A 22,992-nucleotide genomic window follows, 5' to 3' on the forward strand; every position below is an offset into this window, starting at 1 on the left:
GTGATACTGAGGATTGAGAAATGAACCAGGCTAAGCCGCTATCTACCGCTATTGACGATTTAGACATTGCCATTATTGGCATGGCCGGACGCTTTCCAGGAGCCAATACGCTAGAGCAGTTTTGGCACAACTTGCAGCATGGCGTTGAGTCTATTTCTTTTCTAAGTGAGGAAACCTTACAGGCTGCGGGAGTGACGCCTGAGCAATGGACGCATCCTCACTACGTCAAAGCTAGCTCTCAGCTAGACGACATTGAATGGTTTGATGCGTCATTTTTTGGCCTTTCTCCCCGAGAAGCTGAAATTATGGATCCCCAGCATCGCCTGTTTTTAGAGTGTGCCTGGGAAGCGCTGGAAACGGCTGGCTACGTCCCTGAAGGATCGGTCGGGGTCTATGCCGGTGCCAACATGAACAGCTATTTGATCAATCTGTACTCTAATCAGAATTTGGTCGCCGATTTGGGGGAGCAAATCACCTTTGGCAATAGCAAAGACTTTATGCCGACGCGGCTCTCTTACAAGCTTAATCTGCATGGGCCTAGCCTCAATATTCAAACGGCCTGCTCGACCTCTCTAGTGGCGGTGCATGTGGCTTGCCAGAGCTTGCTCAATCAAGAATGCGATATGGCGCTGGCGGGCGGCGTTTCGGTCAAGATACCGCAGACAGCGGGCTATCAATATCGAGAAGACGATATTTTTTCGCCGGATGGTCACTGTCGCGCCTTTGACGCTCAAGCTCAAGGCACAATTTTTGGTAGCGGTGTCGGCGTTGTGGTGCTGAAACGCCTTGCTGAGGCGATCGCCGCTGGTGACAGTATCCAAGCAATCATTAAAGGTTCAGCCATTAACAACGATGGCGCTTTAAAAGTCAGCTATAGCGCTCCCAGCGTTGCCGGACAGGCAGAAGTCATTGTCGAAGCGCTCTCAGCAGCAGGCGTCGCCGCCGATTCCATTAGCTATATCGAAGCCCACGGCACAGGAACGGCTATTGGTGACCCGATTGAAGTTCAGGCGCTTACCCAAGCTTTTCGCACTGCAACGACCCGGATCGGCTTTTGCGCCCTAGGTTCCGTCAAAACCAACGTGGGTCATTTGGTAGCGGCGTCAGGCATAGCCGGATTGATTAAAACGGTTCTAGCCCTCAAACACCGACAAATTCCGCCTAGCCTCCACTTCCACCAACCCAATCCCCAAATTGACTTTGCAACCAGCCCTTTTTATGTCAACACGCAGCTAGCGGCGTGGCCGTCTACGGGTACACCGCGCCGAGCAGGCGTTAGCTCATTTGGCATGGGCGGCACCAACGCCCATGTGGTGTTGCAAGAAGCCCCGCCTCGGCCTGCTGATGCGCCCTGCCGCCCTGGACAACTCTTGCTCCTTTCGGCCAAAACGCCCTCAGCCCTGGAAGCCGCCACTCAAAATTTAGTCACTCACTTGCAGCAGAGGCAGAGCGATCTAGCGGATATCGCCTATACGTTGCAGGTAGGCCGCCAAGCCTTTAATTATCGCCGCCTGGTGGTTTGCCACGAGGCTACCGAGGCGGTGCAAAAACTAGCGACCTGTGAGCCTCAGCATGTTCTTACCCATCATCATGCCAGCGGCTCGTCGCCTACCGTTGTCTTTATGTTTCCAGGACAGGGGGCACAGTATGCCGCCATGGGGCGAGGTCTTTACGAAACTGAGCCTGTTTTTCGGCAGCAGATTGATCAATGTTGTCAGTTGCTCAAGCCTCACCTAGACCTGGATTTACGGGAAGTTTTGTATCCCGCATCAGAAAAATATCCACAGGCGGCCACCGATGCTTTAAGCCAAACTGGCTACGCCCAAGTTGCCCTATTTGTGGTCGAATATGCGCTGGCTCAGCTATGGATGAGCTGGGGAGTGCAGCCAGAAGCTTGCATCGGTCACAGTTTGGGGGAATATGTTGCCGCCACTCTAGCAGGTGTTTTCACGCTGGAGGATGCTTTAGGCTTGATTGCCGCCAGAGGTCGGCTGATGCAGCAGTTGCCTGCGGGTGCCATGCTGTCGGTGCAAGCCTCGATCGCTGACTTGCCACCCTTCCTAGCAGAAAGTTTAACCATCGCCAGCGACAATAGCCCCTGCCATTGCGTCCTTGCAGGAGCGGTGACAGCGATCGCTCAAGCTGAGTCAGCTCTGAGGCAAGCAGGCATTCGCTGTCGGCAACTGGCGGTGAGCCATGCCTTTCACTCGGCTGATGTTGACCCTATTCTGGATACCTTTGCCGCTACTTTGCAAACCATTGCCCTCAAGCCCCCCCGGTTGCCCTTCCTCTCTAATGTCAGCGGTACCTGGATTCATCCGACTGAAGCCAGCGATCCACGCTATTGGGTACGCCATTTACGCCAGTCTGTGCGGTTTCGTCAAGGGATTAGCGAGGTGCTGCGCCAACCCGCTCGTATTTTGTTGGAAGTTGGCCCTGGGCAGACATTGAGCACTTTTGCCAAGCAGCAGGCGGGAGGAGAAGCTGTCGTTTTAACCACTATGCGCCCTCCCCAAGCTGAGTCAGCCGACCGAGCTGTGCTCCTGCGTGCCTTGGGGCAGTTTTGGCTAGCGGGCGGCACCGTTGATTGGGCAAGGTTTAACGCCCCAGAGCAGCGGCAACGGGTGCCGCTACCCACCTATCCCTTTGAACGACAACGCTACTGGATTGATCGTCAGCCTACCGCCAGCAGCAGCGCTCAACCGTCGCTGGCTAAAAAAGCCGATATTGCAGACTGGTTTTACATTCCCATTTGGAAGCAGTCGGTATTGACGTGCCCACCGCCTCTAGAGGCCGCAACTTTGCTGATTTTTGCTGACGAGTTGGGGCTTAGCGACCAGCTAGCCCATCGCCTGCAGTCAGCAGGGCAGGTCGTCATCGTGGTTGAAGCAGGCGAGCGTTTTGAGCGGCTCAATCGCCATACCTATCGGCTCAACCCGGCGCAGGCGCAACAGTATGACCAGCTACTACAAGCGCTCTCAGCTAGCGATCGCTGGCCCGATCAGATTATCCACAGTTGGACGGTGACACCCTCAACCCGTCTCACCCTCGACACCCTCGACGCTAGCCAAACGCGTGGCTTTTACAGTCTGCTATTTCTGGCTCAGGCACTAGGCCGATATCACCTGAAGCAGCCCTTGCCAATAACGGTGATATCGAGCCATCTACAGCGGGTACTGGAAACCGACAGCCTCTGCCCAGACAAGGCAACGCTGCTTGGCCCGCTCAGAGTGATTGAGCAGGAGTACCCCGATCTCAACTGCCGCAGTATTGACGTCAGCCTACCCGCCTTAGACAGCCGCCAGTTTCAGCAGCTTGTCAGCGCCCTGCTGGTCGAGCTACAAACCCAATCGAGCGATCGCTGTGTGGCCTATCGCGGTCAGCAGCGCTGGGTTCAGGTTTTTGAACCCTTACCGCTGTCTGAAACTGAGGCCGTGCCTCAATTGCGATCGCAAGGCGTCTATCTGATTACAGGGGGGTTAGGCGGCATAGGGCTAACCCTAGCTGCCTATCTGGCAAAGCGCGTGCAGGCTCGCCTGATTTTGATTGGGCGGTCGGCGTTTCCTGATAAAGCAGACTGGCCTCAATGGCTAGAGGAGCGAGGACTAGAAGACGAAACCAGCCAAAAAATTCAGTCCCTGCAACGGTTAGAAGCGACAGGGGCAAAGATTTTAGTTATTAGGGCTGACGTTACCCATTTAGCCCAAATGCAGGCAGCGATCGCCCAGTCTTTAGCCTGCTATGGCACCCTTCATGGCGTGATTCATGCGGCGGGTCTACCGGGCGGTGGCGTTATACAGCAAAAAACGCGGCATAAAGTCGAATCTGTTTTAGCGCCAAAAGTGAAGGGGACGCTGATTCTGCATCAGCTTTGTCAAGACTTACCCCTGGACTTTTTTCTGCTTTGCTCATCTTTAAATTCGGTGATTGGCGGTGTTGGACAGGTGGATTATTGCGCCGCTAATGCGTTTCTCGATGCGTTTGCTCACGCCCAGACTGACGCCGACGGGCCGTTAATTCGGTCGCTCAATTGGGATGCTTGGCAATCGGTGGGGATGGCGGCTGAGGGCGATCGCTCTGCGCTGTCGCCCTCAGCCGCTCCTGCCAGAGCGGTGGATCACCCGCTGCTGGATACCTGCCTGCTCAAAACGGCTGACCGGGCTGTTTATGCCACCGACTTAACGGTTAAAGACAACTGGGTACTGAGTGAACATCGCCTTCAAGGAAAGGCTGTGTTAGTCGGCACGGCTTACTTAGAAATGGCCCGCGCAGCCGTTGCTGATTATCGTGACGCCGTCGAGGCGATCGCCCTCCAGGATGTCTATTTTCTCAGCCCCCTAGAAGTTGAAGACACAGGCAGCAAGCAGGTGCAGATCCACCTCCAGCGGCAAGGTGAGGCGATTGACTTCGTGATTCAAAGTCTCTCAGCAACGGAGACAAACCAGTGGCAAGTCCATGCAAAAGGCACCGCCCTTTGTTTAACGGCGACTCAAGATTTAGCGACTCGATCGATAACCGCGATCGCCGCCCAGTGCCAGCAGCAAACGATCGTCATCTCCCCTGAAGCCGCCGAACCAGCTTCAGGTCGCCTCGCCGAATTTGGGCCGCGCTGGACAAATTTGCAGCAGATTCAGGTAGGGCAGCACCAAGCCTTAGCCACGTTGGAGTTGCCCGCCTGCTTTAGGTCTGATCTAGCAGCTTACAGCCTGCACCCAGCGCTTCTCGATTTAGCGACAGGCTTTATGCGACGGGTTTATGGCGGTGTGTATTTACCCTTTTCCTATAAACAATTAATCGTGAAGCGATCGCTGCCCAGCCGCCTTTACAGCTACGTTCAAGCCTGCCCCCAGCAAGATACCCACACAGAAACATTGACCTTTGATGTGCAACTTCTAGACGAGCAGGGCAAAGAGCTGGTCACAGTCCATGCGTTCACAATGCGCAAAGTCAAGCTAGCGGCTGGCTTGGCGCAGGCAGGCTCAGCCAAGGCGATTTCCGCTCAGGCGTTCGCTGGCGGCTCAGCCCCTACGCTGGCGGCAACCGCCAGCCCCCAGGCAATAGCCCAGCGGGGACTGACGCCTGAAGAAGGCATTGAGGTCTTACGGCGGGGACTGCAAGCCCGTTGGCCGCAACTGCTGATTTCAACCCGTGATTTAGCGGCGGTTATGGCTCAAAAGCAATCGGCACTCTGGCAGCAGGCTTCTCCGCCTGCCCCCACCAACCAGCAGCCCAGCTACCCCCGACCACAGATGGGCACAGCCTATGTCGCTCCTCGCACACCCATTGAGCAAAAGACGGCAGAGATTTGGCAGCAGTATTTAGGCATCACGAATATCGGCATTCACGATCCCTTCTTTGAGCTAGGCGGCGACTCCCTGCTGGCAACCCAGGTAATTTCGGCGATGCGGCAGGCTTTTGCGGTGGATTTGCCGCTACACAGCTTGTTTGAAACGCCAACTGTGGCTCAGCAGTCACATCAGATTCAGCAGTTACAAGCCCAAGCAACGGCCTCAGGCGCAGCGGCTAGAACGCCAATTCAACAGCTTAATCGCAGTCAGGCTCTTTCTAGCGCCAATCTCGACCAGCTTTCTGAGCAAGAAATAGACGCTTTGCTGAACCAAATGCTAGCGGAGGAGGTGAACTCATGAGCGATCGCCCCCTTGAGCCTACCTCCCCTTCGCTAGCCGCCAAGCGGCAGCTACTAGCCGATCTGCTGCAAAAGCAAGCGAAAAACGCCAAAGTGCCCTCCCCGCTGACGGTGCCGCTCTCCTTTGCCCAGCAGCGGCTCTGGTTTCTCGATCAGCTAGAACCGGGCAGTGCTGCCTACAACATCGCCTTTGAGATCAATCTGACCGGAACCTTACAGGTTGCCGCCCTCACACAAGCACTCAACCAGGTTGTGCACCGTCAGGAGGCGCTGCGCACAGCCTTCCACCCGGTTGCTGGTCAGTCGGTGCAGGTCATTTTACCGACGCTGCAGCTAGCTCTTCCCCTAGTGGATTTGCAGGGGTTACCCGTTGCTCAACAAACGGTAGAAGTAACCCGATTGGCCGCAGCAGATGCTCGCTGCCCTTTTGATCTCACTCGCGCCCCTCTCCTGCGGGTCACCTTAGTGCGGCTAGCGGCTCAGCAGCATGTGCTGCTGCTGACAATGCACCACATGATTGCCGATGGCTGGTCGATGAAAGTTTTGTTTCAGGAACTCGCCACTCACTATGGAGCTTTTTCTAAGGGGCAACCGTCTCCCCTGCCGCCCCTACCGATTCAATATGCCGATTTTGCCGTGTGGCAGCAGCAGCAGCTTCAGGGAGAGCGGCTGGATCAGCAGCTAACTTATTGGCGATCGCAGCTTCAGGGTTCACTCCCCGTCCTGAAATTACCAATCGCCTCGCCCCGTTCAGCCGCCTCAAACTCTCAAGGTGCCATTCATCAGTTCTCTCTTTCTGAAAAACTGACTCAGGCGCTCAAAACCTTCAGTCAGCGGCAAAACGTCACTCTGTTTATGACGCTGTTGACCGCCTTTAAAATTTTGTTGTACCGCTATAGCGGACAGCCGGATATTTTGATTGGCACCCCAATCGCCAATCGCAATCGGACTGAACTAGAGGGCATTATCGGTTTCTTTGCCAACACTTTGGTGCTGCGCACAGATTTGTCGGGCAATCCAACTGTTGTCGAACTGCTAGGCCGAATACGAGAAACAGCGCTAGGAGCCTATGCCCACCAAGATATGCCTTTTGAACGCCTGGTAGACGAGCTGAAGCTACCGCGCCACCTCAGCCATCATCCTCTTTTCCAGGTGCTCTTTGTTTTGCAAAATACGCCAAACTCAGTTGTCAAACTGCCAGAACTGACGCTGGATGTGCAGGAAAATGAAAGCGCTGCAGCCAAGTTTGATTTAAGCCTCGCTTTCTCAGATTCTTCTCTAGGGCTGCTCGGCAGAATTGAATACCGCACCCAGCAATTTGATCCAGCCAGTATTGGGCGTCTGGCAGCGCATTTGCAAATTCTGCTCACCGAGATTGTCACCCAGCCGCAACAGCCGATCACGGCTCTGCCGTTGCTGCCCCCTTCGGAACGACAGACGCTACTATCCACCTGGAACAATACGGCAGTGGACTATAAGCTGCAATGCATTCATCAGCACATTGAAGCCCAGGTAGAGCAAACACCAGAAGCGATCGCCCTAACCTTTGGCCAGCAGCACCTCACTTACCAACAACTCAACCACCGCGCCAACCAGCTTGCCCACTTCCTGCAAGCCCAAAACCTGCAACCCGATACCCCCGTCGGTCTGTGCTTCCAACGCTCTATAGACCTCGTCATCGCCCTCTTAGGCGTCCTCAAAGCTGGCGGTGCCTACGTACCGCTAGACCCAAGCTACCCCCCAGAGCGCCTCGCCTTCATGCTGCAAGATAGCCAAGTGTCGCTGCTGCTGACGCACAGCCACCTGCTACCCACCTTGCCCGCCCACTGCGCCACCTCGATCAGCCTCGACCACCACTGGTCAGCGATCGCCACATTCCCCACCACCAATCCCACGAGCACCGTCACCCCCGCCCATCTGGCCTATATCATCTACACCTCCGGCTCCACCGGTCAGCCCAAAGGAGCCATGAACAGCCACCAAGGGCTGAGCAACCGCCTGCAGTGGATGCAATCTACCTATGGCTTGACCGCAGCAGACTGCGTCTTGCAAAAGACGCCCTTTAGCTTTGACGTCTCGGTGTGGGAGTTTTTCTGGCCGCTAATGAGCGGCGCACGGCTAACGCTGGCTCAGCCTGAAGGCCACAAAGACAGTGCCTATCTGGCTAATCTGATTGAGCAGCAGCAGGTAACGACGCTGCACTTTGTCCCTTCAATGCTGCAGGCGTTTCTCGCCGAACCGCGCTTAGAGGGTTGCGGCTGTGTGCGTCAGGTTTTTTGCAGTGGCGAAGCGCTACCTATGGCTGTGCCAGCCCGCTTTTTTGAACGCTTCTCCGCCAAGTTGCACAACCTCTACGGCCCGACTGAAGCGGCGATTGATGTGACGGCTTGGCTTTGTCAGCCAGGGTGTGAGCGGGCAAGTGTGCCGATTGGCCGACCGATTGCCAATACCCAGATTTATCTGCTAGATAGGGCGGGTCAGCCTGTGCCGATAGGGGTGGCCGGAGAACTGCACATTGGCGGAGTGGGTCTAGGGCGGGGCTACTGGCAGCAGGCAGGGCTGACGGCAGAGAAGTTTGTGCCCAATCCGTTTGGGCAGAGCGCTGCTGAGGGGGGAGCAAGGCTATACAAAAGCGGAGATTTAGCCCGCTTTCGGGCGGATGGTGCCATCGAGTTTTTGGGGCGTTTGGATCATCAGGTGAAGCTGCGGGGTTGCCGCCTTGAGCTAGGTGAAATAGAAGCGGCTTTGGCTCAGCATCCTGACATTGAACAAACGGTGGTTACCCTCCAGTCCACATCTCAAGGCGATCGCCTGGTGGCCTATCTAACCGCTAACTCCCAGCCTCAGCCGTCCACTCAAACGCTGCGAACATTCCTCAGTCAGCGATTACCCGACTATATGATTCCGGCCATTTTCTGCTGGCTGCAGGCGTTTCCCCTCACCCCCAACGGCAAGGTTAATCGCAAAGCGTTGCCACCGCCAGAACACCCCCCTAGCGAGACAGCGAAACCTATCATATGGCCGCGAACAGCGACGGAGGAAAAGTTAGCCGTCATTTGGCAACAGCTTTTGGGGTTAGAAACCGTCAGCATAAACCACAACTTTTTTGAGCTAGGGGGGCATTCCCTATTGGCTTTGCGCTTGGTGTCTCACCTGCGAGAAAGCTTCAAGCTAGAAATGCCGCTGCGTCAGATTTTTGATTATCCCTGCCTTGCTGCCCTCGCTGCTCGAATCGATCGCCTACAGCAGTTACGACAATTACAAATGCCTGTTCTAAGCGCCGAGGCGAATGCGCCGACAGAGCCGCTAGGCCAACGGGAGGAAATTGAACTATGACATCCCTTACCTCTCTAGATCAATTGCTAACTGACTTAGCCCAGCTCAATGTCCAGCTTTGGGCAGAGGGCGATCGCCTGCGCTGCAACGCCCCCAAAGGAACCCTGACACCGATGCTGCAAGCGCGCTTAAAGCAGCACAAAGCAGAAATTTTGTCCCTACTGCACCCGTCAGCGGCAGGGGCTGCGATTCAGCCAATAGCGCGATCGCAACCTTTGCCCCTCTCTTTTGGCCAGCAGCGGCTCTGGTTTTTTGAGCAGCTTCAGCCCCACAGCGCGGCGTATAACATTGCCTTTGCCGTACGTTTGACGGGATCGCTCCAGATTTCTGCCCTTGCCCAAGCGCTTACGGCAATTGGGCGGCGGCATGAAACTTTGCGCACCACTTTTACCACCGTTGAGGGGGAACCTGTCCAGGTAATTGCCCCGCCAGCGGCGGTGACGATTCCGCTGATAGACCTGCAAGCCCTCTCCTCGCTACAGCAAGATTCTGAAGTTTCTCGACTGGTGGCCGCCATTCACAGGCAGCCTTTTAACCTCACAACTGGACCGCTGCTGCGTCTAGGGCTACTCCGTCTGAGTCATAGCCATCACATCGCAGCCTTAACCCTCCATCACAGCATTGCTGATGGCTGGTCTATTGAGATCTTGCTGCGAGAGTTAGCGGCTCTCTACCCAGCTTTTTTGACGGGCAATCCTTCGCCCCTATCGCCGTTACCGATTCAATATGCCGACTTTGCAGTTTGGCAGCGGCAGCCACATCAGGCAGCGCGGTTGGCTCAGCAGTTAGCTTATTGGCAGCAACAGCTCAAAGGCAGGCTACCCGTCTTGCAGCTACCCAGCGATCGCCCCCGACCGCCCAAACAAAGTTTTCGCGGTGCCGCCCAAAGCTTTTTGCTGCCGTTAGCGTTGACCCAGCAGCTCAAACAGTTGAGTCAGCAGGAAAATGTCACCTTATTTATGCTGCTGCTGGCCGCTTTTAAGACGCTGCTTTGGCGCTATACCGGACAGGATGACGTCTTAGTCGGTTCGCCCATTGCCAATCGGCCTCGGCCAGAATTAGAAAATTTGATTGGCTTTTTTGTCAACACGCTGGTGTTGCGAACCCATCTGGCTGATAATCCCAGCTTTCGCAGCCTGCTACAGCGGGTACGAGAGGTGACGCTGGCGGCTTATGCCCATCAAGACCTGCCGTTTGAACAGCTGGTAGAAAAGCTAACGGTCGAACGCAGCCTCAGCTATCACCCTCTGTTTCAGGTCATGTTTGTGTGGCAAACACTGCCCGCGCCGCTGCAACTGCCCGATCTAACCCTGAGTCCTCTGCCTCACCAGACGCACACCACCAAGTTTGATCTGACGCTGGCACTGACTGAAACCACCGCTGGACTCAAAGGCAATGTGGAATACAGTACTGACCTATTTGAGGCTGACACCATTGCCCGCCTGATCAGCCACTGGCAAATTTTGCTGCTCGGCATTGTTCAGCAACCTGACTGCGCTCTCTCAGAGTTGCCGCTGCTCAGTCAGCGAGAACAGCACCAGCTTTTAGTCGAGTGGAACAACAGCGCCGCCGACTATCCGGTGGGTCAGTGCTGGCACGAGCGGGTCGAAGCTCAGGTGGCGCGATCGCCTGATGCGGTTGCCCTTGTCTGGCAAAATGAGCAGTTAACCTATGCAGAACTGAATCGTCGCAGCAACCAGCTAGCCCACTGCTTAATTGCCCAAGGCATCCGCCCCGAAGTGCGCGTTGGTATCTGCATTGAGCGATCGCCCATTCAAATAATTGCCCTGCTGGCGGTGCTAAAGGCTGGCGGTGCCTATGTGCCGCTTGACCCAGCCTACCCTCCAGAAAGACTGGCCTTTATGGTTGACGATGCCCAAGTATCGGTACTGCTCACCCAAAAACAGCAGTTAGCGACGCTGCCGCCAACCCAGGCTGAAGTTGTCTGCTTAGATCGAGACGGGTCGGTGATAGCTCAAGCATCTGATCAAAATCCGCGCAGCGGCGTCACCCCTGAAAATCTGGCCTATCTCATCTATACCTCCGGCTCAACGGGCAAACCCAAAGGCGTGCTGGTACCCCACGCCGGACTGGGTAACCTGACGGTCGCTAAAATTCGCACCTGCGGCGTGAACCCGAACAGCCGCGTGCTGCAATTCTTTTCCTTTAGCTTTGATGCCTCGATTCCCGAAATTGTCATGGCCTTGGGGTCTGGTGCGGCGCTCTGTTTAGGCACGGCGGAGACGCTACAGCCAGGCCCGGATTTAATTGACCTGCTGCAGAAACAAGCCATTACCCACCTGACGCTGACGCCCTCAGCGCTAGCGGCGCTGCCGTTTGAGAAGTTGCCCGCCCTGCAGATGATTTTGGTGGGGGGTGAAGCCTGTCCGCCAGAGCTAATCAACCAGTGGGCCGAGGGTCGCCTGTTTATTAATGCCTATGGCCCCACCGAAGTGACGGTTAATGCCAGCATGGAACCCTGTGGTAACGGCCATTCTCTCTTGCCGACTGTGCGGCCTAGTGCCAACAAGCAACTGTATGTTTTAGATCGACATTTGCAGTTAGTTCCGGTGGGGGTACCCGGTCAGCTTTTTATCGGCGGCATTGGTTTAGCTCGCGGCTATCTCAACCGTCCGATGAAAACAGCCGCCACTTTTATGCCCAACCCGTTTAGCGGGGTTGCGGGTAGCCGACTGTATCAAACCGGAGACTTAGTGCGGGTGCGACCCGATGGCAGTATTGAGTTTCTCGGTCGCTGCGATCATCAGGTCAAAATTCGCGGCTTTCGGATTGAACCGGGAGAAATTGAAGCGGTTTTGAATCAATCTGCTCGGATCGTGACCAGCGTGGTGATGGTGCGGGAAGACAGCCCTGGCGAAAAGCGTCTGGTTGCCTATGTCGTGCCTGTGGCTAACGAACATTTTGCCGTCGGCGAGCTACGACGATTACTGCGCAAGCAACTGCCAGACTATATGGTGCCAGCTACCTTTATTCAGATAGAGGCTCTGCCCCTATCTGCCAATGGCAAGGTCGATCGCCAAGCACTGCCCTGTCTAGCGACGGCTCGGCCTCAGCTAGAAACGCGCTGGACAGCGCCCCGGACGCCGATCGAGGCGCAGCTAGCCAACCTGTGGCGATCGCTGCTCAAGCTTGAGCAGGTCGGCATTGACGACAACTTCTTTGAACTGGGCGGTCACTCCTTACTGATCGTGCAGTTGCTGTCACGCCTGCGAGAGTCCTTTGAGGTAGACTTGCCGCTACAGGTTTTATTTGCAGAACCCACCATTGCGGGTCTAGCTGAGCAAATTAAGCGGGTGCAGCAGGGGAAAGCGCCTTTATCTAGTCCCCCGGCGCACCGAGATTTCCAGCTTGACGCCCAGCTTGATGCCAGCATTGACCCGACTCAGGCTGTTCCTAGCCCCCCCACCAAACCCAGCCAGATTTTGCTGACGGGGGCAACTGGCTTTGTGGGTGCGTTTTTGCTAGACGAACTCCTCAAGCAGACCGCCGCCACTCTCTACTGCTTGGTGCGAGCCGCCAACCCAGAATCAGGACGGCAGAAACTGGTTGAGGCTCTACACGCCTATGGTTTAGCCAGCGATCGCGACTTAAGCAGAATCGTGCCCCTTTTAGGAGACTTAACCCAGCCCCTTTTAGGACTGAGCGCCGACCAGTTTGATGCCCTAGCCAACCAGATTGAGGCAATCTACCACAACGGAGCCGCCGTCAATCATACGGCTCCCTATAGCGTTCTCAAAGCCGCCAACGTGTTAGGGACGCAGGAAATTTTGAGACTGGCCTGTCAGTCTCGCCGTAAGCCAGTTCACTTTGTGTCTAGCTTGAGTATCTTAGTGCCTGAGCCGTCCTCCGCTGGAGCGCCAGATATTCAGATTGCCTATGAACAGGACGCTCTAAGCGATCGCATTCCAGTCGGTGGCTACAACCAGAGCAAGTGGGTCGCTGAAAAGCTGATTGCCAGCGCTCGCGATCGCGGTTTGCCAGTGTCTGTTTATCGCTCTGGACGGATCTCAGGCCATAGCCAAACGGGCGCTTTCAATGCCAGCGATTTTCTCTATAAGCTGATCCAAGGCTGCCTGCAGCTCGGCAGCGCCCCAGCGGGCGACATGAGCCTAGATATTGTGCCCATTGACTACATTGCTCAGGCGATCGTTCATCTCGCTCAACAGCCTGAGATGTTGGGGAAAACGTTCCATTTGTCTCATCCGCAGCCTGTCTCCTCTCAACAGCTGATCGATCAGGTGCGTGCTTTTGGCTTTGATCTCAAACAGCTGCCCTATGACCAGTGGCGATCGCGCTTGCTGCATACGGTTGCAGATTCACCAGAGCACCCCCTCTATCCGCTGATTCCCCTGTTTCCAGCCAAACCAGCCGCATCACTGCCCCCCCCCGCCCAACTGAAATTTGATAGTCGCAATACCCAAAAGGGTCTTTCAGGCACCTCCATCACCTGTCCCCCCCTGGATCAAGCGCTATGGCGCACCTATCTAACCCATCTGCTGCCCCAGGATAGGTAACGGGTGATCTCGCTTCTGGCAAACCCTTCTTTGCCATACTTTTGCCCGCCCCTCTAACCGAAGACCGATGACTAACCACACCCTAACTTCATCGACAGCAAGATATACGGCCTATGACCCCTGGGCTTGGCTCTATAACCAATCCCTTGGCCCTCAATACTGCCGAGACAAGCTGCCTTTTGTAGAAAAACTGCTGCTGTCTAAGCTAAAGCCAGCAGCGCGGATCTTAGATCTTTGCTGTGGCACCGGACATTTAACCCAGCACCTGGCGACTCAAGGCTATCAGATGGTTGGGTTAGACGGCTCCGAGCAAATGTTGCACTACGCCCGCCACAATGCTCCTGAAGCCGAGTTGATTACGGCAGATGCCCGCAATTTTGAACTGCCCGCTCCCGTAGACGCGGTTTTTTCAGTCAGCGCTTCCCTCAACCACATTTTGAGTTTGGCCGAACTTAGTCAGGTCTTTGACCATGTCTATGCCGCTTTAGCCACGGATGGGGTTTTTCTGTTTGATTTGCGCCTGCAAGGAAACTACGGCAATCATCCCCTGACAGGTGGTGAAGTTAAGGCGGACTATGCCTGGGCTGTTGGCGAAGGCTACGACGCTGACAGCGCCATGGCGTTCTTTACGATCACAATTTTTCATCGGGCTGATCAGGTTTGGCAGCGATCGGATTTAACCTATCAGGCCAAAGCTTATGCCTGTAACGATGTGCAAATCGCTTTAGCGCAAGCGGGCTTTCGATCGGTGCAAATCTATGATCGAGCGGGCGATTTAATGCTGCCTGCTGATCAGCAAATGGTCTATTTTTTAGCCCACAAGTAATAAATTATCAAACGCTCTTTTTGTCAGACTATCCCAACCATAAAACAGCTCATGATTCAATCGGCTCCGGTCAATCAAAAGCAGCCTTTAGCTGCCTTTATTCAGCGATATACCACCCGCACTCAAACGTCAAAACAGCTAGCTCAAACCTATCGTCCCGTATTCGCCGATCCGCGTAATTCGCTGGGCTTCTTTCCCCCGCTCAAGGAACTGTGCTATCCCATCGTCGGCCAGCGATCGGCAGGGGCACGCCTTTGGGATGTCGATGGCAATGAATACATTGACTTGATGATGAGCTTTGGTGTTAATTTGTTGGGTCACAATCCGCCGTTTATCACAGCCGCCCTGCAAGCCCAGCTTGAAAAAGGAATTCAGCTCGGCCCTCAAGCTGAACTGGCTGGCGAAGTTGCGGCTTTAATCAGTGAGCTAACGGGTCACGAGCGCGTAGCCTTTAGCAATACGGGAACTGAAGCCGTGATGACGGCTGTTCGAGTTGCCCGGGCAGCGACCAAGCGTCCTAAAATAGCGGTCTTTGCTGGCTCGTATCATGGGCATTTTGATAGCGCGTTGGTGAAAGCCAGCCGTCAGGGCGGTTCAGCCGCCGCTGCGATCGCAGCGGGTATTGTGCCCAGCCTCGTGGCCGACGTGCTGGTATTGGAATATGACAGCCCTCTGGCGTTAGAGATGATCGAAGCACACCAGCAGGAACTGGCGGCAGTTTTAGTAGAGCCGATTCAAAGCAGCCGACTAGAACTCCAGCCCCGGCAGTTTCTGCACCAGTTGCGGCAGGTCACCGCCGCCGCTGGAATTGCCCTGATTTTTGATGAAATGGTTACGGGCTTTCGGCTGCATTTAGGAGGGGCACAAGCCTGGTTTGGCGTAGAAGCCGATCTGGCAACCTACGGCAAAATCGTAGGCGGTGGCTTGCCGATCGGCATCCTTGCGGGTAAAGCCGCGTATCTAGACATGTTAGACGGTGGTCAGTGGCAGTATGGGGATGCTTCTGCCCCCCAGGTTGAAACCACTTTCTTTGCTGGCACTTACTGCAAGCATCCCCTAGCGATGGTAGCCGCCAAGGCCATGCTGAACTATCTGAAGCAGCAGGGGCCAGCCTTGCAGGCACAGCTTAATCAGCGTACGACCCAATTTGTTCAGCAGTTAAACACTGATCTGACGGCGGCAGGGGTTCCGATTCGTATGGTCAGTGGCGGCTCTTTGTTTGGTTTGCCCGGTGGCCGTAGCGGTGGCGATCGCGCCGATTCATCCCCGGCGGCACTGGGTCTGAACTTGCTGACGTATCATCTGCGCGATCGCGGCATTTTGCTTAGGGGTAACAGCGGCTTTCTCTCAACGGCGCATACCGATGCCGATTTAGCCGCAATTTTAGCCGCGATTAAAGACAGTCTCGATGAGCTGCGCAATAGTGGTTTTTTAGCAGCAAAATCGTAACTTAATCATTGTCTAGCCAATAGCTTAAGGAGGGTTTATGGCCGAAATGGGCAGGTATTGCAAAGCTTATCCAGTCGAAAAATTCCGTCAGTTTAGCCACTGGCGAGAACAAACAGAAAATATCCGTTTGCAGCCATCCGATAAAGATGAAAATACGTCAGCAAAGCGATCGCTTACAGCCGATAGCTTTCTCTATCTACAGGAAAACTATGTGGTGACTGACGGCATTTTTAAGGATGAAAATATTATCTTTGATGAGGTTACGCCAGCCTGGAAAGAATTCTGCCACACCGTTCTAGAATTTGAAATTCCTGCTGATGCATCGACTCCCCTAAGCGCATAAGTTATCGGCTCAAAAATCTAGCTCAGAGGGTGTTTACAAATCCAAGGGTTGTGATTTTAGCCACTGATTGCTCTCCCTTAGCCACTTTTGAAAAAAGGAAAGATCGGCTCGAAAGTCTCCCTTTTTAAGGAGGATTTAGGGGGATCTAAACCGTTTTGCTCCGCAGCAGATATCTTTTCAAACGTCCTCTCCATCACACAGCCTATCTCCCAAAGGAAAATGCTTCATGAATGAATTAGTCCAGCAGCTATCTCAAGGAACCCATCCGGTTGAAGTCGCCCTGCGGCCTGAAAAAACTGTCTCAGCCTTTAAAGCCTGTCTCGATCGCGGCTATGTCCATATCAAATTTACCCAAACCCGAGGCGGCACAGAATTAGGCATCCAGCTCGATCTCCAAGCCAGCGACTGGAGCCAAGCTGACTTTGAGCATTCGTCAGGTTCGGTGCATCTCGTCGGCGACCTCACCTTGAATTACGTGCCAGTTCAGTGCCTCGCCGATATTGACCTGCAAACGTTGGCTGGTACTGGCCGTTTAGCACCCGTGGCGGCGGCCACTCCACCATCCGCTATGCCGTACCATCCGCCAAAAGCCGAACGATATTTGCCGTTTTCGTCTGGCAATGGCTGATGGGGAAAACCATATTTCCCCAACAGATAGCTTGAGGTCAAAGTTGCTTTCAACCTCTGGAGAATAACCATGAATTACGACGCAGAAGACACCACTTTGTACAAAGTCGTTATCAATCACGAAGAACAATACTCTATTTGGCCTGCCCATCGTGACAACCCTCTCGGATGGCGAGATGGCGGCAAAAGTGGCTTAAAACAAGACTGCTTAGACTACATCAAAACTGTTTGGACAGATATGCGGCCACTCAGTTTACGCCAACAGATAGGCTCGAAACATGACCCCAATTCTTCCCCAGCTCTATCTACTGGTACCGTGGGATCTGCCCAGTCAGATGCGGCTGAGTGCAGCCCATCAGGTGCGACTGAGTAAAGCGCTTTGTTGTTTGTTGCGATCGCTAGAAGAATCTCCTGCCGACGCGATCGCAACGCTTGAGCAAGCCTTAGCAACGTTGAATAGTTACCCAGTTAAACCGGCTGAGATTGTTACAACTCAAACGCCTTTAAAGAGTTGGGAGGTCGCGGATTTTGATCAATACTTCAACGTTACCCATGTTCAAGCTCAAGAGCCGTCAACCTGCCTGGTAGCAAGTGTCTTGCTCACATGCCGCACCTTTTTCTTGCTGCTTCAGCAGGATTATGACTTTGATCCCACTCAAATAGAGCGACAAAAGCGCGGCTTTGTCAGTCAGGCTCACTTGTTAGCCAGGGTATTTAATCTAGATTTGGAAAACGCCTAATGGCAACTCTTAATTCTTCTCAGGTTTGGAAAGGCTTTCATTGGTCTTTCTTCATCAACATCCAAGGTTTAATTATCTGCCTACGCCGATTTGAGGAAAGCTTGCTGGCGGGTAGTCTATCGAGTGCCAAACTTGAACTCGAAACAGCAGCAGAGTTGATGCTAGCTTCAGGCGCGGCTATGGAGCTAGCTGGCAGCTTTAGCAGGCAGGCTTACGAACATCAGGTGCGTCCCTCAATGATGCCACCCCAGGTGCGATCGAGCGACTTTAGCGGCCTGATGTCTTGGGAACATGCGGCTCTGGTTCAAATCTGGAAGCGGCTGCAACCCGTTTTTGCCACTTTACCAGTGAGCCTCAAACCGCAGCACGAACAATTTGTGCAGGCATACCTCAGTTTGGCAAACTCTCATGGAGCTGTCTGCCAGAAGTTTGGCGGTGAGACGATTGGCAGCCTGCGCTGTGAAAACAAAACAGCCCTACAAGTGCTTGATAAGTTCAAGCAGCGCCGCCAAGCCCTGATTGATCCCAATTTTCAATCGATGGGCTGCCCGGTGCATCCCCCTGTCGAGTCTCGGCTATGAGCTTTGTGTTCAAACTGTTCGCTCGTCTTAAATCTATTTCTATAACGCTTCCTCAAGCTGCCCTGAGGGGGCTAGGGATCGGCTTTCTCTAGTAATTTCTTTGGCGGATATCTCTTTAAGTGTTTGCTTGGTCGTAGAGTTGACGACCTTCACTCAATTGCGGCGCAATTTCTTCGCGACTGCTGATGAACGTAAACTGCTCGTTGAAAGCTCCCGTCGGGCGATCGCCAATAATGAAGTGGCGCACCGACATATCGGGAGCATTCAACACAACCCGGTCAGAAACCCGCACAGTGGATTCGGGAGCGTTATCATCGACTTCTTCTAAATCCGACACCACCCAAAGTTCATCATTGACCGCATAAATTCCTTGTATGGTCAGGTCATATCCCCCTGAAGGAACTTCGACTTCAGGCGTAATTGTGCGTTCAACTTGATCGGCGTTAGGTAAGCTAACGTCAATGTAGGGGACATCAACCGTTTCCTCTTCCTGAACTACCACAACTTTGGGAACAGTAACCGTCCTTTCGGTTACCCCAACGTTCACGTCAGGCCCTTGCACGTCATACTCAGGCAGGTTACCAGGTTCTACATCTACATCAACATCTGGTAAGCTACCGGCTTCTTCTTGCTCGACTCTGCAAGCTCCCAAAGGTAACACGATAAGCAGCGTGGAAAGCAAAAGTAGTTGATTGAAGCGGGGCAAATACAGTTTCATCAGACAACCTAAATTCTTAAACAATGGTAGGCTTTCAAGGAACAAGAGAAGGCTTCTCTGTCGCTGCTAAGCTGCACTAACCAGCATTCATTTCAGCAGCGTTGCCGACAAACATAAAACCGCACAACGTCTGCTCAAGCAGAGTGTTCCTAACCTGGTACCTACCATGGCAAAAAACCTTTAGATAGACATCCTCCCTTTGGAACAGTTGTCATTAAGGGAGGGCTACACAGATACAGATTTCGACAAACTGTAACCGCACTGACGGCAGAGAAAGCGTTGTTTACCCGTATGAATGTGGCCTTGACGGCAGGCGTGGCTTGGCCTTGAGGACAGCTCAGCATCGTCTCCAAAGGTGTCTTCACAATCACCTTGGCAAACCCATCATTCCTTCTGAAGCACTACCCCAAATTTTATTTGAGCTTACTCCAGCTAGAGCTAAATTTGAACGAATGTGTACTTTCCTGTTCTTTAGTCAGCCATCCACTGGTTTCAGCACTGGTGAGTGTCCGCTCTAGTTTGAAATATTCCTGTTGAGTCGCTTGCAGCAAATGAGACATTTGTACAGGCTCACCTGCGGCTGCAGCTAAGAAGGCGGCATTCAAAGCAATCGTGCGAATGTTACCTCCGGCTACACTAAGATTGCCGAGCTTGTCAGGCTTCAAACCTTGAGTGGGTGTTTGGGGAGGAAAGATGCGTCTCCAGATTTCAGTGCGAGCTTCTCGATCGGGGAAAGGAAAGTCAACAATAAAGCGAATTCGACGGATGAAAGCTTGATCAAGCGACTTTTTGAAATTAGTGGTGAGAATCGCAAGTCCTTGATAAGATTCCATGCGTTGCAATAGGTAGCTGACTTCAACGTTAGCATGGCGATCATGGCTGTCTTTAGCTTCAGTCCGTTTACCAAATAAAGCATCCGCTTCGTCAAAGAGCAAAACTGCTCCGCCTGCTTCGGCTGCATCAAAAATACGGCGCAAGTTCTTTTCTGTTTCACCAATGTACTTGCTGACGACGGTGCTAAGGTCAACCCGGAATAGATCTAACTCAAATTGCTTGGCTAGCACTTCAGCAGCCATCGTTTTTCCGGTGCCGCTTTGCCCTGCGAATAATACACTAATACCTAAACCGCGCTGGCTCTTGTTGGCAAAGCCCCATTCTTGATAAACACGGGCGCGTTGTTGTACTTGAGTAGCGATCGCCTGCAAAACGCTTTTTTCCCGTTCCGGCAAAACCAGATCATCCCAGGTAGCTGTGGTGTCGATCCGCTGAGCGAGATTGTCCAATTGAGGCCGCGCCTGGAGTCGGCAAAACTGCCAAAGGCGATCGGCTAAGGGAATATCCTTCATTGCTCCCTGATCTGCCGAAGATTCGACTGGCTCAGCTTGCACAGAGATGCCAGCAGCAGCGATCGTTGCAGGAGACAAATTGAACTGAGAGACAACGCGGTGGAGCTGACCCTTGAGTTCGGGGGTGGCGCTACCAAGAGCGGTTTGCCAGAGGGCGAGTTGCTCTTGGTAGCCAAGGCGCAAAACATCAAAAGACACCAACGCACATTGAGGTACATACCGTCGTTGGTAGGTAGAGAGGATAAGGGGGGCGTCTAGAGTTTGTACGAGCCGATCAAGTAGCGAAACAGAAGCGCTGCCCTCAACTGGGAGGGTCTGTTGATCGGCATCAATAAACAAAATACTGGGTGACAAAGTGACCCAGCGCTGCCAACGTCTGATAAAGCCTTTTAGATCACTCAATTGCTGGGGAATGGCCTGATCAGAGAGAACATAGAGTGGTTGGTTGAGATGCTGACTAACAGCGGCTGCGATCGCCCACTTTTGCTCTAACTCAGCGCCACAAAGCTGCACTTTAGCCGTAGCCCCAGCGCTAAACAAAGCAGCCATTTGATCAGCAATTGCTTGGTGAGACGGTTGCAACGTCCGAGCCGCCGAGGGGAGGGTAAAAGGTTCAATGACCTCCTGGAGCAGTGCATCTCTATAAGACTCTCCCAAGAGATAATGCAAAATGCTCTCGTCAATTTGCAGGCGGGCTTGGGCAATATCTTCACCCGGAGCCAACTGAACCAGTTGCCAACGGCGTAGGGGGGCATTGGGAGTCAAAGCTTGCCAGTGGCTATCGGGAAAAATTTTTAGGGCTAGCTGAAAAGTGGGATAGGTCTGCTCGGCATTTTGGTGAGCTAGGGCAAACAAATTGGGGAAGTCAGGATGTACAACTCGCCCTGCACAGAGCAAAAGAATGTTTGCCTCGAAGGGACTTAGACTGAGCTTTTGATACAAACTTTCCAGAGCTGGAGGCACTTGCATTTGATCAGCAATTGCCATCAAGTCAACAGAGGCAGGCTCAGAAAACGCCTCAGCACCGTTTTGCAACGCAATCAGCCGATTGATCTTGTGCTTGATGAGGGTAAGCGCCCCCAAGAAATATTGAAGATTTGCCTGTTGCCAATTTATTTGATCTGCTGAATCAAAATTTAAGCAGGAATTTCCAGACTTCTGGGTTGAACCAGCTTCAGTAAATGCCATAGCAAGCAACACATTAACAACAGAATCCGTCAGTAGGTAGGCATCTTGGGAGAGATGGGTACACCTGCTGCAAAGATTAAAGCTAAAAAAGCGGAGATAGTTAGTCTTGGTCGGCTGATGTTAGCAACCATAGCGAAGGCTTCTTACCTGGAAAGCCCCACCTAAGATGACGCTTAAGAGCACTAGCAATATTGGCTAAAGAGGGCAACCTTATCGGGTAATTGTGCATATAGCTTAAACTGCCCAGCGATCGCCTGGTGTTTACTAAGTCCACACCGCGATCGCACCCCAAAAAGCCTCAGCTTAATGGATATAGCGTGTAGTTCTAGTTAAATCTACTGAGATGAAACCAGAAATGTCAGAGTTGGTGGATAGCCGACTGCCTGTAAGCCTCTACACATCGCTTCAGCAGTGATTTCACGTATTTTTCACGTAGGTGTTTAATTTTATTGCGCGAATGCCTAGCAAGACTAGTGTTATCCGGTATAGAAATTTTGAGCAGAGTGCTTAAGATTACGTCATAGTTAGCTTAAGTTTGCTGGGGTTCTGTCAAGATCTTTTGAGGGGATGAAAACCCCCAAAACCGCATCCTCAGCTACAGTTGGCAGTTATAAACTTGGCAGGTTACTCAGACTGGCGATTAAGCTAAAGAAAACACCATACTTATACCCCGACTGTAGTGCTGATTCATTAGTTACAGTTCATCTTCTTGCGGTAGGCGCATGATTCATTCCAGTAAGGCTCAGGTTACGGCTAAAACTCAGGCTCAACCCACCGGGGCATTTATGCCTGTGCCTCCGGTTCAAGCCAAGGTCAGCAGCACACCTGCCGCAATGCCAGCTTGGGAACCGACGGCTAGTGAACATCAAGCCGCGCCTCCTACGTCTCTAGCGAGTTTGTTTGGCCATGCGCCTTCCCCGGCTGCCTCGCTTCCGATTCAAGCCAAGCTGACGGTGGGGGCTGTGGGCGATCCATACGAGCAAGAGGCCGATCGCGTCGCGTCGCAAGTGGTCAAAGCCATTAATAGCCCTGCGGACACTTCCCTTCAGCCCCAAGCTGAACGTGCGATCGCAGAGGTGCAGCGCCAACCAATCGTCACTCTCCAGCGGACGGCTACAACCTCTATATTGCAACGAATGGGGCAAGCCGGGGGGAATGTTCCTGAGGATGTCGAAACCAAGATTCAGCAAGCTAAAGGCAGTGGTCAAACCCTAGATGCAGGTTTACAAAGCAAAATGGGACAGGCAATGGGCGTGGATTTCAGCAGTGTTAAAGTCCACACTGATACCCAGTCTCACCAGTTAAACCGGGCTGTGCAAGCCAAAGCATTTACGACAGGTAGCGATGTTTTCTTTGGTCAAGGGCAGTACAACCCCGGTAGCCAATCAGGGCAGGAACTCATTGCCCACGAGCTTACCCATGTGGTGCAGCAAGGGCAGGCCGTGCAGCGCACGCTAGCACCTGAGAAAGAAGCTCAGCTAGAGACTGTCATGCAAGAAGATGAGAAACTGCAACAAAAGCCCGATAGTGCCGTACAGCGTACCTTAGCACCCGACAAAGAAGCCCAACTAGAGGCTATGGGTGAAGACGAGAAACTGCAACAAAAGCCCGATAGCCCGATTCAGCGAACACCGAACGACACGATACAGCGAATAA

At 53.3% G+C, this 22,992-nt stretch carries 12 protein-coding genes and 1 pseudogene; 11 read left to right on the forward strand and 2 right to left on the reverse strand.

Annotated elements, in window-relative coordinates; all coding sequences use genetic code 11:
• Positions 1 to 20: 20 nt before the first annotated feature.
• The 10 genes and pseudogenes from ACTS3T_RS24035 to ACTS3T_RS24080 all read left to right on the forward strand — a co-directional run bounded on the left by ACTS3T_RS24035 (position 21) and on the right by ACTS3T_RS24080 (position 18,084).
• Positions 21 to 5,648 carry a type I polyketide synthase gene (locus ACTS3T_RS24035; RefSeq protein ID WP_377968251.1) on the forward strand — a complete coding sequence of 1,876 codons (5,628 nt, stop codon included), beginning with the start codon at positions 21 to 23 and terminating at the stop codon, positions 5,646 to 5,648.
• Positions 5,645 to 8,983, forward strand: coding sequence for a non-ribosomal peptide synthetase (locus ACTS3T_RS24040; RefSeq protein WP_462935874.1), 3,339 nt, complete (start codon positions 5,645 to 5,647; stop codon positions 8,981 to 8,983). Before ACTS3T_RS24035 ends, ACTS3T_RS24040 begins: the two co-directional genes overlap by 4 nt.
• A complete protein-coding gene (locus ACTS3T_RS24045; RefSeq protein WP_462935875.1) occupies positions 8,980 to 13,518 on the forward strand; it encodes a non-ribosomal peptide synthetase in 4,539 nt (1,512 codons plus the stop codon). The genes ACTS3T_RS24040 and ACTS3T_RS24045 overlap by 4 nt, the downstream gene beginning before the upstream one ends.
• A 67-nt stretch (positions 13,519 to 13,585) precedes the next feature.
• Positions 13,586 to 14,344 carry a class I SAM-dependent methyltransferase gene (locus ACTS3T_RS24050; RefSeq protein WP_377967320.1) on the forward strand — a complete coding sequence of 253 codons (759 nt, stop codon included), beginning with the start codon at positions 13,586 to 13,588 and terminating at the stop codon, positions 14,342 to 14,344.
• Between the two features lie 51 nt (positions 14,345 to 14,395).
• Positions 14,396 to 15,793 (forward strand): aspartate aminotransferase family protein, encoded by a 1,398-nt coding sequence (locus tag ACTS3T_RS24055; protein WP_377967318.1) that lies wholly within the window; start codon positions 14,396 to 14,398, stop codon positions 15,791 to 15,793.
• 37 nt (positions 15,794 to 15,830) lie between these two features.
• Positions 15,831 to 16,136, forward strand: a complete 306-nt coding sequence (locus tag ACTS3T_RS24060) for a hypothetical protein (protein WP_462935876.1) — start codon at positions 15,831 to 15,833, stop codon at positions 16,134 to 16,136.
• A 226-nt stretch (positions 16,137 to 16,362) separates the two neighbouring features.
• Positions 16,363 to 16,764 (forward strand): MbtH domain protein, encoded by a 402-nt coding sequence (locus ACTS3T_RS24065; RefSeq protein ID WP_377967314.1) that lies wholly within the window; start codon positions 16,363 to 16,365, stop codon positions 16,762 to 16,764.
• 69 nt (positions 16,765 to 16,833) lie between these two features.
• A pseudogene (locus tag ACTS3T_RS24070) lies at positions 16,834 to 17,031 on the forward strand (MbtH family protein); the annotation flags it as partial.
• A gap of 10 nt (positions 17,032 to 17,041) precedes the next feature.
• Positions 17,042 to 17,503 carry a hypothetical protein gene (locus ACTS3T_RS24075; RefSeq protein ID WP_377967312.1) on the forward strand — a complete coding sequence of 154 codons (462 nt, stop codon included), beginning with the start codon at positions 17,042 to 17,044 and terminating at the stop codon, positions 17,501 to 17,503.
• Positions 17,503 to 18,084 carry a siderophore biosynthesis protein gene (locus ACTS3T_RS24080; protein ID WP_377967310.1) on the forward strand — a complete coding sequence of 194 codons (582 nt, stop codon included), beginning with the start codon at positions 17,503 to 17,505 and terminating at the stop codon, positions 18,082 to 18,084. The genes ACTS3T_RS24075 and ACTS3T_RS24080 overlap by 1 nt, the downstream gene beginning before the upstream one ends.
• Before the next feature lie 115 nt (positions 18,085 to 18,199).
• Here the strand turns inward: ACTS3T_RS24080 and ACTS3T_RS24085 are convergent, their stop codons facing one another.
• A complete protein-coding gene (locus ACTS3T_RS24085; protein WP_462935877.1) occupies positions 18,200 to 18,736 on the reverse strand; it encodes a hypothetical protein in 537 nt (178 codons plus the stop codon).
• Between the two features lie 479 nt (positions 18,737 to 19,215).
• On the reverse strand, positions 19,216 to 21,336 hold the full coding sequence (locus ACTS3T_RS24090; RefSeq protein ID WP_377967306.1) for an ATP-binding protein: 2,121 nt from the start codon (positions 21,334 to 21,336) through the stop codon (positions 19,216 to 19,218).
• Between the two features lie 722 nt (positions 21,337 to 22,058).
• Here ACTS3T_RS24090 and ACTS3T_RS24095 point away from each other — a divergent pair.
• The coding region (locus ACTS3T_RS24095) for an eCIS core domain-containing protein (protein WP_462935878.1) at positions 22,059 to 22,992 on the forward strand (934 nt) is incomplete at its 3' end.

This window comes from Almyronema sp. (assembly GCF_052168255.1).
GTDB classification, from domain to species: domain Bacteria; phylum Cyanobacteriota; class Cyanobacteriia; order Phormidesmidales; family Phormidesmidaceae; genus Sphaerothrix; species Sphaerothrix epifaneia.

Coding starts and splice junctions, on each gene's coding strand:
- ACTS3T_RS24080 (WP_377967310.1), top strand. CDS start 17,503: ATGGCAACTCTTAATTCTTCTCAGGTTTGGAAAGGCTTTCATTGGTCT.
- ACTS3T_RS24040 (WP_462935874.1), top strand. CDS start 5,645: ATGAGCGATCGCCCCCTTGAGCCTACCTCCCCTTCGCTAGCCGCCAAG.
- ACTS3T_RS24035 (WP_377968251.1), top strand. CDS start 21: ATGAACCAGGCTAAGCCGCTATCTACCGCTATTGACGATTTAGACATT.
- ACTS3T_RS24065 (WP_377967314.1), top strand. CDS start 16,363: ATGAATGAATTAGTCCAGCAGCTATCTCAAGGAACCCATCCGGTTGAA.
- ACTS3T_RS24050 (WP_377967320.1), top strand. CDS start 13,586: ATGACTAACCACACCCTAACTTCATCGACAGCAAGATATACGGCCTAT.
- ACTS3T_RS24075 (WP_377967312.1), top strand. CDS start 17,042: ATGACCCCAATTCTTCCCCAGCTCTATCTACTGGTACCGTGGGATCTG.
- ACTS3T_RS24090 (WP_377967306.1), bottom strand. CDS start 21,336: ATGGCATTTACTGAAGCTGGTTCAACCCAGAAGTCTGGAAATTCCTGC.
- ACTS3T_RS24045 (WP_462935875.1), top strand. CDS start 8,980: ATGACATCCCTTACCTCTCTAGATCAATTGCTAACTGACTTAGCCCAG.
- ACTS3T_RS24060 (WP_462935876.1), top strand. CDS start 15,831: ATGGCCGAAATGGGCAGGTATTGCAAAGCTTATCCAGTCGAAAAATTC.
- ACTS3T_RS24055 (WP_377967318.1), top strand. CDS start 14,396: ATGATTCAATCGGCTCCGGTCAATCAAAAGCAGCCTTTAGCTGCCTTT.